The 16,745-nt window shown below is 59.4% G+C and carries 12 protein-coding genes; 8 read left to right on the forward strand and 4 right to left on the reverse strand.

Annotated features, from left to right (window positions below; all coding sequences use genetic code 11):
- Positions 1-136: 136 nt before the first annotated feature.
- From gyrB to dnaA, 4 genes are all read right to left on the reverse strand, one after another.
- Positions 137-2,545, reverse strand: a complete 2,409-nt coding sequence (gene gyrB, locus ET418_RS13080; RefSeq protein ID WP_188055549.1) for a DNA topoisomerase (ATP-hydrolyzing) subunit B — start codon at positions 2,543-2,545, stop codon at positions 137-139.
- Positions 2,538-3,650 (reverse strand): DNA replication/repair protein RecF, encoded by a 1,113-nt coding sequence (recF, locus tag ET418_RS13085; protein WP_149308207.1) that lies wholly within the window; start codon positions 3,648-3,650, stop codon positions 2,538-2,540. Before recF ends, gyrB begins: the two co-directional genes overlap by 8 nt.
- A gap of 12 nt (positions 3,651-3,662) precedes the next feature.
- Positions 3,663-4,784 carry a DNA polymerase III subunit beta gene (gene dnaN / locus ET418_RS13090; RefSeq protein WP_149308209.1) on the reverse strand — a complete coding sequence of 374 codons (1,122 nt, stop codon included), beginning with the start codon at positions 4,782-4,784 and terminating at the stop codon, positions 3,663-3,665.
- Between the two features lie 212 nt (positions 4,785-4,996).
- Positions 4,997-6,352 (reverse strand): chromosomal replication initiator protein DnaA, encoded by a 1,356-nt coding sequence (gene dnaA, locus ET418_RS13095; protein ID WP_149308529.1) that lies wholly within the window; start codon positions 6,350-6,352, stop codon positions 4,997-4,999.
- Positions 6,353-6,719: 367 nt separating this feature from the next.
- Between dnaA and rpmH the strand changes: the two genes are divergently transcribed.
- The 8 genes from rpmH (at position 6,720) to rsmG (ending at position 16,557) form a co-directional block, all read left to right on the forward strand.
- Positions 6,720-6,869 (forward strand): 50S ribosomal protein L34, encoded by a 150-nt coding sequence (gene rpmH / locus ET418_RS13100; RefSeq protein WP_149308211.1) that lies wholly within the window; start codon positions 6,720-6,722, stop codon positions 6,867-6,869.
- Between the two features lie 13 nt (positions 6,870-6,882).
- Positions 6,883-7,254 carry a ribonuclease P protein component gene (gene rnpA / locus ET418_RS13105; RefSeq protein WP_274596133.1) on the forward strand — a complete coding sequence of 124 codons (372 nt, stop codon included), beginning with the start codon at positions 6,883-6,885 and terminating at the stop codon, positions 7,252-7,254.
- Positions 7,227-7,439, forward strand: coding sequence for a membrane protein insertion efficiency factor YidD (gene yidD / locus ET418_RS13110; RefSeq protein WP_149308215.1), 213 nt, complete (start codon positions 7,227-7,229; stop codon positions 7,437-7,439). The genes rnpA and yidD overlap by 28 nt, the downstream gene beginning before the upstream one ends.
- A 25-nt stretch (positions 7,440-7,464) precedes the next feature.
- Positions 7,465-9,066 (forward strand): membrane protein insertase YidC, encoded by a 1,602-nt coding sequence (gene yidC, locus ET418_RS13115; protein ID WP_149308217.1) that lies wholly within the window; start codon positions 7,465-7,467, stop codon positions 9,064-9,066.
- 241 nt (positions 9,067-9,307) lie between these two features.
- Positions 9,308-12,565 carry a UvrD-helicase domain-containing protein gene (locus ET418_RS13120; RefSeq protein ID WP_149308219.1) on the forward strand — a complete coding sequence of 1,086 codons (3,258 nt, stop codon included), beginning with the start codon at positions 9,308-9,310 and terminating at the stop codon, positions 12,563-12,565.
- Positions 12,566-12,592: 27 nt separating this feature from the next.
- Entirely contained in the window at positions 12,593-13,963 is a 1,371-nt protein-coding gene (mnmE, locus tag ET418_RS13125) for a tRNA uridine-5-carboxymethylaminomethyl(34) synthesis GTPase MnmE (RefSeq protein ID WP_149308221.1), read from the forward strand.
- Between the two features lie 36 nt (positions 13,964-13,999).
- Complete coding sequence (gene mnmG / locus ET418_RS13130; RefSeq protein WP_149308223.1) at positions 14,000-15,907, forward strand: tRNA uridine-5-carboxymethylaminomethyl(34) synthesis enzyme MnmG; 1,908 nt, start codon at positions 14,000-14,002, stop codon at positions 15,905-15,907.
- Positions 15,904-16,557, forward strand: a complete 654-nt coding sequence (gene rsmG, locus ET418_RS13135) for a 16S rRNA (guanine(527)-N(7))-methyltransferase RsmG (protein ID WP_246153067.1) — start codon at positions 15,904-15,906, stop codon at positions 16,555-16,557. Before mnmG ends, rsmG begins: the two co-directional genes overlap by 4 nt.
- Positions 16,558-16,745 lie beyond the last annotated feature (188 nt).

Raw genomic sequence — 16,745 nt, forward strand, 5'->3', positions numbered from 1 at the left:
GTCTGAGAAAGGCAAACGCGCCGAGGCGTCCGAAAACTGTATGCAGCGAATATAATAAAGGGAGTTAACCCATGGGCTAACTCCCTTTATTATTGATGGTCGAGATTATTGCAAAAAACTACAAACAATCAGGATATTATATATCCAGGTTCACGACATTGAGCGCGTTGGTTTCGATAAAATCGCGACGCGGTTCCACCTGGTCGCCCATCAGGATGGTGAATATTTCATCCGATTCGACGATATCCTCGATCTTGACCTGAAGCAGCACACGGTTTTCGGGGTTCATGGTCGTCTCCCAGAGTTGCTCCGGGTTCATCTCACCAAGACCTTTGTAGCGCTGGATGGCAAGTCCCTTCTTGGCCTGCTCCAGGAAGAAGGTGAGCAACTCTTCGTGGTTGCTGGTCTCGAACAGGAGTTTTCCCCCTTCCTGTTGTTCGAAGAATGCGTGGCCGTCAGCCATGGTCTCGATCACGCGGCGATGGTTATCGACCAGCAATTCGTATTCATGGGTCGAGAGCACGGACAGCACCTGATGGTCGATGACGGCGCGGATATTGCCGATGCGGAAGGTGATCCGGTCCTCCTCCACCTGATAGTCGGCGCCGGTGGAGAGTGCCTTCATGGTATCAAGGTACGGCTCCAGGGCGGTAAGCTCTTCCAGGTCAGCCGGCACATTGCTGCGGATGATGAGCGAGAGCAGGTCGCTGGTAATCCCCTTCTTGACCACCTTGTCGAAGATGGCGCGGTTTTCGATTAACTGCTTGATGACCGGAATAATCTGTTTCCCGATGTAGGTCCGGTCCCCCTTCTCCAGGCGCAGGGTCAGGTCCTCGGCCCCCTCCTCCAGAAGGAAGTTCTGCATCGCCGCTTCATTCTTCAGGTACATCTCCTTCTTGCCGCGTTTTACCTTGTAGAGCGGCGGTTGGGCGATATAGAGGTGACCGCGCTGGATCAACTCCTGCATGTTCCGGTAGAAAAAGGTCAAAAGCAGGGTCAGGATGTGGGACCCGTCCACGTCGGCGTCGGTCATGACGATGATGCGGTGGTAACGGAGCTTGGAGATGTCGAAGTCTTCCTTGCCGATGCCGGTGCCCAGGGCCGTGATCAGGGTGCGGATCTCCTGGGAGGAGATCATCTTGTCGAAGCGCGCCTTTTCCACGTTGAGGATCTTCCCCTTGAGGGGCAGGATGGCCTGGAACTTCCGGTCGCGCCCCTGCTTGGCCGAGCCGCCGGCGGAATCGCCCTCGACCAGGTACAGTTCGCACTGGGCCGGGTCCTTTTCCTGGCAGTCGGCCAGTTTGCCCGGCAGGCCACCCATATCCAGGGCGCCCTTGCGGCGGGTCAGGTCGCGGGCCTTGCGGGCCGCTTCCCGGGCCCGAGCCGCCTCGATGGACTTCTCCAGGATCCGTTTGGCGATCTGGGGGTTTTCCTCCAGGAATTGGGCCAGTTTGTCGTTCAGCAGGGTCTCCACGTACCCTTTGACCTCGGAGTTGCCCAGCTTGGTCTTGGTCTGCCCCTCGAACTGGGGCTGGGGAATCTTGACCGAGATGACGCAGGTCAGTCCCTCCCGCAGGTCGTCGCCCGAGATGGTCACCTTGGCGTTCTTGAGCAGGTTGTTGGCCGCGGCATAGCTGTTCATGGTGCGGGTCAGGGCCGCCTTGAAGCCCGCCAGGTGGGTACCACCCTCATGGGTGTTGATGTTGTTGGCAAAGGTGAAGACCTTCTCGTCGTAGGAGTCGTTGTACTGCATGGAGACCTCGGTCTCCACACCTCCCTTTTCACCCTTGATGTAGATCGGCTTGGGGTGCAGCGGCGTCTTGTTGCGGTTCAGATACTCAACGAAGGAGTTGATGCCCCCCTCGTAATAGAATTCGTGGGACTTGTTCTCCACCCGTTCGTCGGTGATCTTGATCCTCACGCCGGCGTTGAGAAAGGCCAGTTCCCGAAGCCGCTGGGAGAGCACGTCGAAGGAATATTCGGTGGTCTCGAAGATCTCCTCGTCCGGCATGAAGGTGACCCTGGTGCCGCGTTTCTTGGTCTCGCCGGTTATCTCCAGCGGCGCCTGGGGATCGCCCCGGCGGTAGGATTGGCGCCAGACCTTGCCGTCGCGGCGGATTTCCAGTTCCAACCACTTGGAGAGGGCGTTGACGACCGAGACCCCGACGCCGTGCAGACCGCCGGAGACCTTATAGGAGTCGTTGTCGAACTTGCCGCCGGCGTGCAGCACGGTCATGACAACCTCCGCCGCGGACCGGCCTTCACCGGCATGCATGTCGGTAGGGATGCCGCGGCCGTTGTCCACCACCGTCACCGAGCCGTCGGTGTTGATGGTCACGCTGACATTGTCGCAGTAACCGGCCAGGGCTTCGTCGATGGCATTGTCCACGATCTCGTACACCAGGTGGTGCAGACCCGCGCTGGATGTGGAGCCGATGTACATGGCCGGGCGCTTGCGCACCGCAGCCAACCCTTCCAATACCTTGATGCTGTCGGCGCCGTATTCTTCTGAAGCGGTTTGTGTCATGTTTGCCTGTTCACTCATGCGATTCATTTCCCTCAAACGTCAGATTGCCGTCTTCCACACGGAAAACGGCGCAGTGTGCAGCAGCGCCCAACAGGGCGGGTGATCGTTCCGTTGTCGTGATAAACACCTGGATCTCCCGGGAGAAGAGAAAATCCATCAAGTTTTTGTTCCGGCGGGCATCGAGCTCGGAACTCATGTCGTCCAGCAGCAAGAGCGGCGGCTCCTGGAAAATGGCCTGGAGATTGTCCACCTCGGCCATCTTCAACGCCAGAACGAAACTCTTCTGCTGCCCCTGGGAACCGAAGCTCTTCAGCGGCCGGCCATCCAGGCAGAGCATCAGATCGTCCCGATGGGGGCCGGCCGTTGTCGTGCCGTAACGTTCATCACTCCGGGCATGCCGGGCGAACAGCTCCAGCAGTTGGCCGCGGATGATTTCCCTCTCCTCCGCCTGCACCCCTTCGGGCTGGTAGCCGATGCCTGCCGTCTCCCTCTCCCCGGAGATGGTGGCATAGTGGCGTTGCAGCATGCCGTTGAGTTGCGCCACGTAGCGCAGGCGCCGTTCGATGACCTCGGCCCCCGCCTCGGCGAGTTGCTCGGTCCAGGTATCCAGGCCGGTCCGGTCGGCACTCTTCAGGAGATGGTTGCGCTGCTTGAGAATCCGGTGATAGCCGTGCCAGCTCTGCAGGTAACCGATATCCCCCGTGTAGACGGCCCGGTCCAGGTAGCGGCGCCGCGCGTCGGGCCCCAGCCTGACCATGCCGGTATCATCGGGGGAAAAAACCACCGCATTCAGCCGGCCGTGCAGGTCCGATGCCCGTTGGATCCCCTTGCCGTCCACCTCCACCCGCCGGCCGGCTGCCTCCAGGGTCAGCCTGATGCGGTTCAGCGTTCCGGCCGACTGAACCTCGCCCTGAATCTGGGCTATCTGCCGGTCATGTCCGATGAGTTCGGGAAGACGGGCCGTTCTGAAGGAGCGGGGACTTCCCAGCAGGTAGATCGCCTCCAGCAGGTTGGTCTTGCCCTGCCCATTGAGGCCGTACAGCAGGTTAAAGCCTGCGCCGGGGCTGATGCGAACCGCACCTATATTCCGAAAACCGGCAACCGCCAGGTGTTTGAGCAGCATCCCGCTCTGCCGCTAGAGTCTCATGGGCATGATCACCGCAAGAAAGCTATCCGAACCTTCCGGTACAATGATCGAGGGGGAGAGTTCATCCCGGAATTTCATCTCCACGCTTTCGGTTTCGGCCACGGCCAGCACGTCCAGGAGATAACGGGCATTGAACCTGACGGAAATGGGCTCGCCGTCGTACGCTACGTCGATATCCTCCATGGCGTCGCCCAGTTCGGGGTTGCTCGAGGATATCTTCACGCCGCCGGAAGATATCTCCAGCATGATCCCCTTGAATTTTTCGCTGGAGAGTATGGCCATCCTGCGGACGGAGTGGGTGAAATTTTCCTTGTCGACCGTGACGATGCGATCGTTGGCCGCAGGGATAACCCGGTTATAATCCGGGAACTCGCCGTCGACCAGACGCATGACCATGTAGGAATCGCCCCGCTTGATCACCGCGCTGTTGTCCATGAAGCCGAACATCAGGGTGCCGCTGTCCTCGTCGGTGATCTTTTTCATCTCGTACACGCCTTTTTTGGGGAGGATGACCCCCTTCAGGAGTTCTGGGCCGGCTGTTCCCTTGAGGGCTCCAGTGGCGATGGAGAGGCGGTGGCCATCGGTGGCAACCATTTTGAAAGCGTTTTCGCCGTTTTCGTTAACCTCGACCTTGGCGAATATGCCGTTCAGGTTGTATTTCGTCTCGTCGGTGCAGATGGCGTAGGATGTCTTTTCGATCATGCCTTTCAGCAGGGCGCTCTCTATCTCGAAAAGGTTTTCTTCCTTGATTTCGGGAAAATAGGGAAATTCGTCGGGAGAAAGTCCCACGATGTTGAATTTCACCTTGCCGCATTTTATCTCGACCCAGTCGTTGTCCTTTGTTGAGAAGACGATGGCCTGGTTGGGGAGTTCCTTGACGATCTCGTACAACTTCTTGGCCCCGACCGTGATCTTTCCGGGTGTCGCGACTTCGGCGGGGTAGGTGCTCTTCATCCCTACCTCGAGGTCCGTGGCGGTTACATGCAGCGAGGAGCCTGTTGCCTCCAGAAGGACATTCGACAGAATCGGCATGGATGTTCGTTTTTCAACGATACCCTGAATCTTTTGCAGCGACTTAAGGAACAGTTCCTTATCGATTGTAAATTCCATCTGGCACTCCTTACAGGAAAAGGTTTTGTATTTAATCTTTAAACCTTTGTTGTTTATTGTTGGTCCTGTTGATATGAGTAAAACCATACAACACGACGATCTAGCGGAATAATTTCGATTTCAGCCCTGTTGACAACTTCAGGACGCAGGACCCGGTTATCAACAGTACGACGGTTATGCACAGATATCCACAATTAGTTAACAGGGTTGTCTCATTTCAATATTCCCTGCCTGATATCGTCGACAAGTTTGAAAAATTTCTGATCGTCGTGCAGCGCCTTGTCGATTTTTTTGGTGGCGTAGATGACGGTTGAGTGGTCCTTGCCACCGAACTTCGAACCGATGTCGGGATAGGAGGCCTTTGTCATGTCCCGGCAGAGCCAGATGGCGATCTGGCGCGCCTGCACGAGGTTTTTCTGCCGCTTTTCCGATTTCAGGTCGGCTATCTTAATAGCGAACTGGTCCGCCACCGCTTTTTGTATCAATTCTATGGTGATCTCTTTGCGCCGGTCACCCAGGATATCTTTGAGGCTTTCCTTGGCCATCTCAAGGGTAATGGGGATGTTCTGCAGGCTACTGTAGGCGCCGAGCCTGATCAGCATACCCTCCAGTTCGCGTATGTTTCTCGTATCGCTGGAGGCGAGAAAGTAGGTGACATCCTCGGGAAGACGTATCTTGGTCACTTCCGACTTTTTCTTAAGAATGGCTATCTTGGTTTCCAGGTCGGGAGGTTGGATATCCGCGATCAGCCCCCATTCGAAACGTGAGCGGAGACGCTCCTCCAGATCCGATATCTCCCGGGGGAACTTGTCGGAGGTGATGACGATCTGTTTATGGGCCTCGTGGAGGGCGTTGAAGGTGTGGAAAAACTCCTCCTGGGTCCCTGTTTTCCCGGATATGAACTGGATATCGTCGATAAGGAGCACATCGACATTCCTGAACAGGTTTCTGAATATATCCATCTTCTTGAGGCGAAGGTGATTCACCATCTCGTACATGAACTTTTCTGCCGAACAGTAACAGACATTCAACGACGGCGATGTGCTGCGGATGGTGTGGCCGATGGCGTTCAGCAGGTGGCTTTTGCCGAGGCCGACGCCACCGTAGATGAAGAGCGGGTTATAGGTATCGGCCGGATTGTTGGCCACGGCCATGGCGGCTGCATGGGCAAAATGGTTGCCGGTGCCGCTGACAAACAGGTCGAAGGTGTATTTGGAATTGAGGGGGGTAACGGTGGAATCCAGCTGGGCGCTCTTCGCCTGTTCAGCCTCTTCCTGGTGCCCCTTGATGATGAGATCTTCCGCTAAAAGGGTTTCGGACTCGCTGTTATGGTCCCTGACCACAAAGGAGAGAGAGAGGTTATGCCCCGAGGTGACCGTCAGTGCGCCGAGGATGACCTTCTGATAGTTTTCTTCCAGCCAATCCTTGAAAAAAGATGTGGGAACGGAAAGATAGACCGTATTGCCATCGTGGTGGCTGTAATTTACCGGCTTGATCCAGGTGGCAAAATCTCGCTCGGAAAGAACTTTTTCCAGATTTTCGGCGGCTTGTTGCCAAGCTTCATGCATATTCACATCACATTCTCATCATCAAAAGGGTGGAGGTTAGTGGGGTTATCCACAATGGTCGCATGTGACAGATTACCAATGGTATGAAGTGCTTTTACGTCGCGGACCCTTATGAATATCAACAGTTATCAACATGATTTTCAACACCTGTTGATAACTTATACCGTAACTAAATCAGATGTTTAAACATACTTTGCTGATTATTCAGGACTTTTTGAGCTAAAGCAGATTAACAGAGGCGGGGTCATTTTTCAAGGCAAATCACTTGGAAGTGGTTGTTCGGGACGAGTAATAATTTTCTTGACAATTTCAAGGTGATATGGTTAAAAACTCATTTCCTGATACAATTATTCAGAGGAGCTACGATATGAAAAGAACATTTCAGCCCAGCAACACCTCCCGCAAGCGTACCCACGGCTTTTTGGTACGCATGTCCACCAAGAACGGCCGTCTCGTGATCAAGCGCAGAAGGGCCAAAGGCCGTAAAAGTCTGTCCGTTCGCATTGCTGCCAAGTAATACTTGTGGGAGAGTGGAGCGCCGGTGTTTTCCAAAGTCGGCACGGCTGAGGAAGCGTTTGGAATTCCTCAGGCTTTTGAACTCTCCCCACAAGTTTGCCACCAAGGGGTTCCTTGTTGTCTGGCAGGAAAACGACGGCAGCCAGGCGCGCCTGGGGGTCACGGTCAGCAAAAAGGTTGGCAACGCCGTGGTTCGCAACAGGGTCAAGCGGTATACCAGAGAAACATTCAGGCAGATGCGGCTCCTTCTGCCGTGCGTGGATTTGAATGTCGTGGCACGACGTGAGTCTGCAATGATGGATTTCGGCGCTGCTCGACGAGAACTTGAAAAGGCCTTCAGGCATATCGGCATATCCCCATGCTCAAGCGCATTGCGCTCATCGTAATCAGGCTGTACCAGAAGCTGCTGTCGCCGCTTCTTCCGCAGACCTGCCGGTTTTATCCCTCCTGTTCCGAGTATTCCCGCGAATCAATTATACGGTATGGTGTTGTCAGGGGCGTTTGGCTTACCCTGATCAGGCTTTGTAAATGTCACCCCTTTCATCCGGGCGGGTTCGATCCGGTACCTTAATCAAGAGAGCACAACTGGAGCTTTTATGGAAAAGCGCGCATTTCTGGCAGTCATTCTTTCGATAGCGGTTTTCTACGTTTTTTCCATGGTCTTCGGACCGGGAAAAACACAAATCCCGCCTAAAGCCACCCCCACAGCAAGCTCTGCCACGCCAACGGCGGCCCCGGCTGCTACGACGCCGGCACAGCCGGCCCCGGCAGCGGCCGGAACCTCCGCGCCCACCCCGGCCGTTGTCAAGGACGTGACCGTGGAGACCGGCCTCTACACGGCGGTCTTCTCTTCGCGGGGCGGAAGTCTCAAGAGCCTTACCCTCAAGAAGTACCGCGAGCAGAATACCCCCGCCGCCAGTTCGGTTGCGCTCGGGACTCACGCCGATCCCTCCCTTCTCAACTTTTCCACCAGGGGGGCCGGGTTCAACCTCCCGGACGGCACCGTATTCGTGCCGGACACCAGTGCCATTGCCCTGACCGGCGGCGAGAGCCGGCAACTGACGTTCAATTACGTGTCCGGTCAGGGGTTCACCGTGCGTAAGGTCTTCACCTTTGCAGGGGACTCCTACGGCATCAAGTTGGATACCCAGGTGTTCAACAACTCCGCTGCGCCCCTGGTCGGGACCATCCAGCAGGTGATGACCTATCCGGCGGAACATAAGGTTAAGGACAACCGCCTCGACACGGCCGGCTCCTACCTCTACTCGGACAACAGCCTCAAGGCGGACAAGGTCAAGGACGTGGCCGGTGCCTCGAAGAAGTATGACAAGAGTATCCTCTGGGCCGGCTTTGCCGACAAGTATTTCCTGAGCGCCATCCTCGCCGAGAAGGGGAGCATCGCCTCTGTTGAATTGAAAAAGAACGCCGCCGGATTCCTGGAATCCATAGCCTCGGCCCCGCAGTTCACGATCAATCCGGGACAGGCCGCCACGGTAACGCAGAGGCTGTTCGTCGGCCCCAAGGATCTCGACATCCTCAAGGCCCAGGGCAACTCGCTGGAACAGTCCCTCGATCTGGGGTGGTTTACGGTGATCGCCAAGCCGCTCCTGTACACCCTCAAATTCTTCCATCGCTACGTGGGCAACTACGGTATTGCCATCATCATCATCACCGTTATCCTCAAGGGGATCTTCTTCCCGCTGACCCACAAGAGTTACAAGTCCATGAAGGGGATGCAGAAGATCCAGCCGGAGATGAACAAGATCCGCGAGAAATACAAGAACGACCGGGACGCCATGAACAAGGCGGTCATGGAACTGTACCGCGACCACAAGGTCAACCCGTTGGGGGGCTGCCTGCCCATGGTCGTCCAGATTCCGGTGTTCTTCGCCCTCTACAAGGCGCTCATGTCCTCCATCGAGCTGCGCCATGCGCCGTTCTTTTTCTGGATCACCGACCTGTCCGACAAGGACCCCTATTACATTACCCCGGTCATCATGGGGGTCACCATGTTCGTGCAGCAGAAGATGACCCCCTCCCAGATGGACCCGGTCCAGCAGAAGATGATGCTGGCCCTGCCGGTGGTATTCACCTTCATGTTCCTGAGCTTCCCCTCCGGCTTGGTCCTGTACTGGCTGGTGAACAATATCCTGACCATCGGCCAGCAGATGTACATCAACAAGCTGGTCAAGGATTGACGAACGCCGTGGGTTACGGCACAATCGAAGCGCCCTTGCCAATGCAGGGGCGCTTTTTGCTTTAAACCTAAAAACGGCAGTTATTTACCACAAAGTCACAAAGGGCACAAAGAAATTCAGATGCTTATGAAGATAAAGAGTCGAACCAACCAGGTGAAAGACTTTGATAAGATAGCCGACTGATTTTCCTTTGTGTCTTTGTGGTTCAAATGTTTTTTCTTGGTTAAAGGATACGACCTTCATGGACTACATCGCCGACTTGCATATCCATTCGCCCTATTCGCGGGCCACCAGCCCGGCGAGTAATCTGGCCGGCCTGGCCGGTTGGGCGCGGGTCAAGGGGATTCAGGTGATCGGCACTGGCGACTTCACCCACCCCGGCTGGTTCCGCCGCCTCAAGGAGGAGTTGGAGCCGGCCGAACCGGGGCTGTTCCGGTTGAAGAACGAGACTGCCGTCGCCTCGCCGCTGCCGGGGGTGACCTCCCTTGCCGGCCCGGTGCGGTTCCTCCTTTCGGCGGAGATCAGCAGCATCTACAAGCGCCACGGCGTGGTGCGCAAGATCCACAACCTGCTCTACGTGCCGGACTTCGCCTCTGCCGAGCGGCTGAACGCCAAGCTGGCCGGCATCGGCAACATCGAGTCCGACGGGCGCCCCATCCTGGGGCTGGACAGCCGCAACCTGCTGGAGATCCTGCTGGAGCAGGCGCCCGAGGGGTTCCTGGTGCCGGCTCACATCTGGACCCCCTGGTTCTCCCTGTTCGGCTCGAAATCAGGCTTTGACGCCATCGAGGAGTGTTTCGACGACCTGACTCCCCACATCTTTGCCCTGGAGACCGGGCTCTCCTCCGACCCGGACATGAACCGCCTGATATCGGGCCTGGACCGGTTCGCCCTGATCTCCAACTCGGACTGCCACTCCCCATCCAAGTTGGGGCGGGAGGCCAACCTCCTGGCCACCGACCTCGATTTTTTCGCCCTGCGGGACGCCATCAAGGGGAACCGGCGGGATACCTTCCGCGGCACGGTGGAGTTTTTCCCCGAGGAGGGGAAGTACCACGCCGACGGCCACCGGGCCTGCCATGTCTGCCTCGACCCCGTGGAGTCCCGGCGGCTCGGATTGCGCTGCCCGGTCTGCGGCAGGCCCCTGACCATTGGGGTCTACCACCGGGTGATGGAGCTGGCCGACCGGGAGAAGCCGCTCTACCGGGAGGATTCGCCGGAGGTCTTCAGCCTCATCCCCCTGCCCGAGGTGTTGGGGGAGATCGTTGGGGCCGGACCGGCCTCCAAGGGGGTCATGGAACAGTACCGCAGCACCATCGGGCGGTTCGGGTCGGAATTCAACCTGCTGCTGCACGTCCCCCTGGACGAGATCCTTCACGCTTCGCCGGTCCTGGGAGAGGCCGTGGGGCGCATGCGCGCCGGCCGGGTCATCCGCCAGCCCGGTTTCGACGGTGAGTACGGCGTGATCAGGGTCTTTGAAGAGGGGGAGGCTGAACAGTTGGCCGGCCAGGGGAGCCTGTTCGGTGATGGCCCGGCGCCTCGCCGCCGGAGAAGGAAGACCGAGGCCGTGGCGTTGCCGGCTCTCGATGCTGCAGGGGAACCTGTGGACGACGCTCCGGTGACGGCGTCCGGCCCCAACCCGGAGCAGACGGCCGCCGTCGCCTCCACAAGCCGCCATATCCTGGTGGCGGCCGGACCGGGAACCGGCAAGACCTCTACCCTGATAGCGCGCATCGCGACACTGCTGGCGGCGGGGAACGATCCGGCCCGCATGGTGGCCGTCACCTTTACCGCCAAGGCGGCGGACGAGGTGCGTGAGCGCCTGTTGAAGCAGGTTGGGGCGGCGGGTGAAGCGGTCTTCGTGGGGACCTTCCACCGATTTTGCCTCGACCGGCTCCGCCATGAAGCACCGGCCCTGGCGGTGGTCGGCCCGGAGGACCGGGCACGCCTGTTCAAACGTCTCTTTCCGGAACAGGGCGCGACGGAACGCCAACGCCTTGGCGAGGCGTTGGCCGATCATTTTGCCCAACCGGCCGGCGAGGCCTCCGGGGCCATCCGGCGTTATCTCGACGAACTGGACCGTCTCGGTGCCCTGGACCTGGATGCCGTTATTCCGGTGTTCACCCAGCGGCTGGGCCGGGAACCCGAGTTGCGCCAGCGGGTCTGCGACCCGGTGGAGCACCTGTTCGTCGATGAATTCCAGGACCTGAACGCAGGCCAGTTCGAACTGGTCAGCATCCTGGCCGAACAGGCCCGCGTCTTTGCCATCGGCGATCCCGACCAGGCCATCTACGGCTTCCGGGGGAGCGATCCGGAGTTTTTCTTCCGTTTCGGCGGCATGGCCGGTGTCGAGCAGATTTCCCTGACCCGCAACTATCGGTGTCCCGCCCCGGTCATCGCCGCGGCAACGGCGGTCATCGCCCATAACGGCCGGCGCAGCGTGCAGCCCCTGGTCGCCGCTTCCGGGCGGAGGGGTGGCATCGAACTGCACACCGCGCCATCTGGGGCGGCCGAGGCCGAATTCGTCGTGCGCCGCATCGAGGAGTTACTGGGGGGCATTGAGCATTTTTCCATCAATTCCGGCCGGGGCGGTGATGGCGGGGCGGGAAGGGGCTTGAGCTTCGGCGACATCGTCGTGCTCTTCCGCCTCGGGAGGCAGGCCGAAGAGATCTCTGCCGCCCTGGAGCGGCGTGGCATACCGTTTCAGCAGGTCGGGGTGAGCCCCTTTTACCTTGCTGCGGAGATCCGGCCGGCCTATTATTGGGTGCAGGCCGCCGCCGGGTCGGAGACCATCGCCGATTGGCTGCAACTGGCGAGCGCTCTTCCGGGTATCGGAGCGGCCAGCATCGGTCGCATGGAGGCGGCACTCCCCCTGACAGGGGATTTCTTAGCCTCCCTTGCCCCCCTTGAACTGCCCCGGGCGCTGCGCGACGGTATGCTTGACCTGGAACGGGCCCTGGTCCGGTTCCGTACGGTCGCGACCCGCAGCGGTCTTGCTGCGGCGTTGCTCGACGTGCTGCCGTTCCTCTCCCTGGACCCGGCCCATGCCGCCACCGTGAGATTTTTGGACCTGGCCGGCAGTTTCGGTCATGATCTGCCGGGCTTCGGCAGCCACCTGCGTCGCTACGCCGAAGCTACGGTCTACGACGAGCGTGCCGAGGCTGTGGCCCTCATGACCCTGCATGCCGCCAAAGGACTGGAGTTCCCGGTGGTCTTCCTGACCGGCGCGGAGGAGGGGCTGCTCCCCTGTACCCTCTGGCGTGACGTGGATACGGAGGAGGAGAGGCGGCTGTTCTACGTCGGCCTTACCCGCGCCAAGGAGCGGCTGCTTCTGACCGCTTCCGCCACGCGTCCCTGGGTCGGTCCGTCTCCCCGGCAACTCTCCCGGTTCATCGCCGAGATACCGGGGCCGCTGCTGTCGGCCGCGAATGCCGGCCCAATCAGGAAGGCGAAGGGCACGAAGGACCCGAAGGCCCCGGGCCAGATGGACCTGTTTTGATACCCCGAACGGAGCAAGGACGTAGCCATGTATATTGAGGATACCATCGCTGCCATCGGCACCCCCCAAGGGGAGGGGGGCATCGGCATCGTGCGGGTCAGCGGCAGCCTTGCGGAGGCCATCGGCCTGCGGCTCTTCCGTTTTTGCAAGGGTGCCGCTTTTGCCAGCCATTTTTTGCACTACGGCGCCGTGGTGGCGCCCGATGGCGATGCGGTACTGGATGAAGCCATGGCGGTCCTGATGCGGGCACCCCGCTCCTACACCCGCGAGGATGTGCTGGAACTGCACTGCCATGGCGGGATGCTGGTGGTGGAACGGACCCTGGCTGCAGTTTTGGCCTGCGGCGCGCGCCTGGCCGAACCTGGTGAGTTCTCCCGCCGAGCCTTTGTCAACGGCAGGATCGACCTGGTGCAGGCCGAGGCGGTCATGGACGTGATCGCCGCCAAGACCGAAGCGTCTTTGGCCCTTGCCCAACGCCAGCGGGCCGGAGCGCTCTCCGAGAGAATCGAAACCATTCGCCGTGCCCTGACGCGAAGTCTGGCCTTTGTGGAGGCCTCCATCGATTTCCCCGAGGACGATATCGGCGAGACCGACACCGTTGCCCTGCGGTCGGGGGTCAGCGAAGCCCTGGACGATATCGGCAGCCTGCTGGCCGGTTTCGACGAAGGGCGCATCCTCAGGGAGGGGATTTCCGTGCTGATCGTCGGCAAGCCGAACGCCGGCAAATCCAGCCTGCTCAACCGTCTGCTCAAGGAAAATCGCGCCATCGTTACCCATGTCCCCGGCACCACCCGGGATATCATCGAGGAAACCGTCAATCTGGGCGGATTGGCGGTCCGTCTATTGGACACGGCGGGTATTCGCCACACGGATGATGTGGTGGAACGGGAGGGGATCAACCGCGCCTTGGGCAAGATCCCCCTGGCGGACCTGGTGCTGTTCGTCCTCGATTCGGCGCGGCCGTTCAGCGACGAAGACCGGCTGATCCTGGATGCCGTGAAGGGGAAAACGACTATCGTGGTTTTGAACAAGAGCGATCTCCCCCCGATCATCGATCTGCCGCCGACGGTGGGGGAAATGCCCCGCGTCGCCCTGTCCGCCGGCACCGGTACGGGCATCGACGATCTGCGTGAGGTGATCCGCACGACCTTTCTGCATGGATCGGTCCTGGACAGCCGCGAATTCGTTGCCATCTCCCGGGTCCGCCATCGTGACGCCCTGGTCTCGGCCCGTTCGGCCCTCCACCGGTTCCTCTCAGGACTGGACGAGGGACGCGAGTTGGAGACCCTGGCCATCGATCTGCGTGACGCCCTGTATGCCGTGGGACAGGTTACGGGCGAGACCACGACGGACGATATTCTGGACGTTGTCTTTTCGTCATTCTGTATAGGAAAGTGATGCCCATGTTTCACGTGAAACATGGCGAGGATAGCCATGCACAGTTATGAAACCATATATGATGTGATCGTGGTCGGGGCTGGCCATGCTGGCTGCGAGGCCGCCCTGGCGGCAGCCCGTATGGGTTGTTCCACGCTGCTGTTGACCATCAACCTGGATGCGGTCGCGCTCATGTCCTGCAACCCGGCCATCGGTGGCCTTGCCAAAGGACACCTAGTCAAGGAGATCGATGCCCTTGGGGGGGAGATGGCCAGGAATATCGACGCCACCGGCATCCAGTTCCGCATCCTCAACACCCGCAAGGGACCTGCGGTGCGCGCCTCGCGCGCACAGGCCGACAAGCAGCTCTACCGGCTGCGCATGAAGCGGGTACTGGAACAGCAGGACAACCTGTATCTCAAACAGGGTGAGGTGACGGGACTCTACCTGGAGGGCGAGGAGTTGCGGGGCGTCGATACTCGCTCCGGCATCCGCTTTCTCGGCAAAACGGTCATTTTGACCACCGGCACCTTCATGCGCGGCCTGATCCACATTGGCCTGACCAACTACCCGGGCGGCAGGGCGGGGGATCTCCCCTCGGTGGGGCTTTCCGACCAACTCGGGCACCTCGGTTTCCAGGTGGGGCGGCTCAAGACCGGCACCCCGGCGCGCCTCGACGGGCGGACCATCGACTTCTCGCGACTGGAACCCCAGTACGGCGACGATCCGCCGGCGCCGTTCTCCTTCTCCACCGAGCGCATCACCATGCCCCAGGTGCCGTGCCACATCGCCTATACGAACCCGCGTTCCCACGAAATCATCCGCTCCGGCCTGGATCGTTCGCCGCTCTACGCCGGGGTCATTGAGGGGATCGGACCCCGTTACTGCCCCTCCATCGAGGATAAGGTGGTGCGTTTCCCCGACAAGGAACGCCACCAGACCTTTATCGAGCCGGAAGGTCTGGAGACGGTCGAGGTCTATCCCAGCGGTATGTCCACCTCGCTCCCCATCGACATCCAGATACCGTTTTACCGCTCCATCGAGGGGCTGGAACGGGTGGAAATCATGCGCCCGGCCTATGCAATCGAGTACGATTACGTGGACCCGATTCAGTTGCGCGCCTCCCTGGAGACCAAGCTCATCCGCAACCTCTACCACGCCGGTCAGATCAACGGCACCTCGGGGTATGAGGAAGCCGCCGGGCAGGGGTTGATGGCCGGCATCAATGCCGCCCTGCGGGTCAAGGGAAAAGAACCGTTGGTGCTGGGGCGCAGCGAGGCCTATATCGGGGTGATGATCGACGACCTGGTCACCCTGGGGACCAAGGAGCCGTACCGCATGTTTACCTCCCGGGCCGAGTACCGTCTGTTGCTCCGGGAGGACAACGCCGATATGCGCTTGCGCGAGAAAGGGCATGACGTCGGTCTGGTGCGGGATGAACTCTTCGAGCATTTCCTACGGAAGCGGGAGATGGTTGCCGCCGAATACGAGCGGATCTGCTCCGGGCGGCTGGCCATGAGTGACCGGGAACAGGAATTCCTTGCACGGCACGAGTTGGTGGAGATCCAGAAAGGGACCTCTCTGGAACAGTTGCTCAGGCGCCCCGAGGTAACCTATAAGGAGCTGGCGGAATTCGACGACGTTTCACGTGAAACACCCCACGAGGTGCGTGAACAGGTGGAGATCCAGGTGAAATACCGGGGGTATATCGAACGGCAGCTTGATCAGGTGGAACGTGCGCGCAAATTGGAAGGCACGCCGCTGCCCGAGGAAATGGATTATTTTTCCGTCAACGGGCTCACGACCGAAGTCCGCGAAAAGCTGGCCAAGAATCGCCCCGACACCCTGGGGCAGGCTTCACGCATTCCCGGTGTGACGCCAGCCGCCATCTCGGTGCTGTCCATTGCCCTGAAAGCCAAAGGCGGGAAACAGAACGGCCGGGAAGCCGGGCCGGAGGAGATGTGATCCGCCACGCACTGGAACAGGGGGCACGGGAGATGGGGCTGGAGATTTCGGAGGAGAGTATCCGAGCCTTCGAACTGTTTGCCGATCAACTCAAAAAGTGGAATCGCAAGATCAACCTTACCGCCATCATCTCCGATGAGGAGATCGCGGTGAAGCACATCATCGACGCCCTGATATTTGCCGGTTGCGTCCGTGACGACGAGCGGGTGCTGGATATCGGTTCCGGGGCAGGGGTGCCGGCCATCCCGTTGAAGATCGTCAAACCCTCGGTCCCGGTAACCTCTGTGGATGCGGTTGGGAAAAAAATCCTCTTCCAGCGGCATGTGGCCCGCCTCCTGAAATTCGACGGTTTCGAGGCTATTCACGGGCGGGTGGAGGAGTTGTGCGGCACCCGCAGCCACGGTTTCGACCTGATAACCTCGCGGGCCTTTTCGCGCCTGGAACAGTTTGTCGGGCTGGCTGCACCGCTCTTGTCTGGAACTGGACGGTTGATCGCCATGAAGGGGCCGGGCGTTGCCGATGAAATCAAGGCGGATGAAGAACGCCTCGCCACCCTGGGGTTCGAAATCGTGTCGGTCACGCCCTACCGGCTGCCGCTCAGCAAGGGAGAGCGTAACCTGATCGAGATTATACTTCGTAAAGCCGCTTAAAATGGGCGTTCGCGAGATTAAATTCCAAAAATTACCGCTGACGCCATCTTGAGGCCCTATCCATACTTGTGGTTGCCTTGACTGCCAAAACGTTTTCTGGGGCAAATTTGGACGTCCTATTCCTTGGAGCGCCGGAAATGGGCCTTTGGGCATAGAATGAAGTTGCAGACGGGCCGATTCTGCACTAA

The organism is Oryzomonas rubra (assembly GCF_008369015.1).
In the GTDB taxonomy this organism is placed as follows: Bacteria; Desulfobacterota; Desulfuromonadia; order Geobacterales; family Pseudopelobacteraceae; genus Oryzomonas; species Oryzomonas japonica.

Coding starts and splice junctions, on each gene's coding strand:
- gyrB (WP_188055549.1), bottom strand. CDS start 2,545: ATGAGTGAACAGGCAAACATGACACAAACCGCTTCAGAAGAATACGGC.
- ET418_RS13120 (WP_149308219.1), top strand. CDS start 9,308: ATGGACTACATCGCCGACTTGCATATCCATTCGCCCTATTCGCGGGCC.
- mnmE (WP_149308221.1), top strand. CDS start 12,593: ATGTATATTGAGGATACCATCGCTGCCATCGGCACCCCCCAAGGGGAG.
- yidD (WP_149308215.1), top strand. CDS start 7,227: ATGCTCAAGCGCATTGCGCTCATCGTAATCAGGCTGTACCAGAAGCTG.
- recF (WP_149308207.1), bottom strand. CDS start 3,650: ATGCTGCTCAAACACCTGGCGGTTGCCGGTTTTCGGAATATAGGTGCG.
- rpmH (WP_149308211.1), top strand. CDS start 6,720: ATGAAAAGAACATTTCAGCCCAGCAACACCTCCCGCAAGCGTACCCAC.
- yidC (WP_149308217.1), top strand. CDS start 7,465: ATGGAAAAGCGCGCATTTCTGGCAGTCATTCTTTCGATAGCGGTTTTC.
- dnaN (WP_149308209.1), bottom strand. CDS start 4,784: ATGGAATTTACAATCGATAAGGAACTGTTCCTTAAGTCGCTGCAAAAG.
- dnaA (WP_149308529.1), bottom strand. CDS start 6,352: ATGCATGAAGCTTGGCAACAAGCCGCCGAAAATCTGGAAAAAGTTCTT.
- mnmG (WP_149308223.1), top strand. CDS start 14,000: ATGCACAGTTATGAAACCATATATGATGTGATCGTGGTCGGGGCTGGC.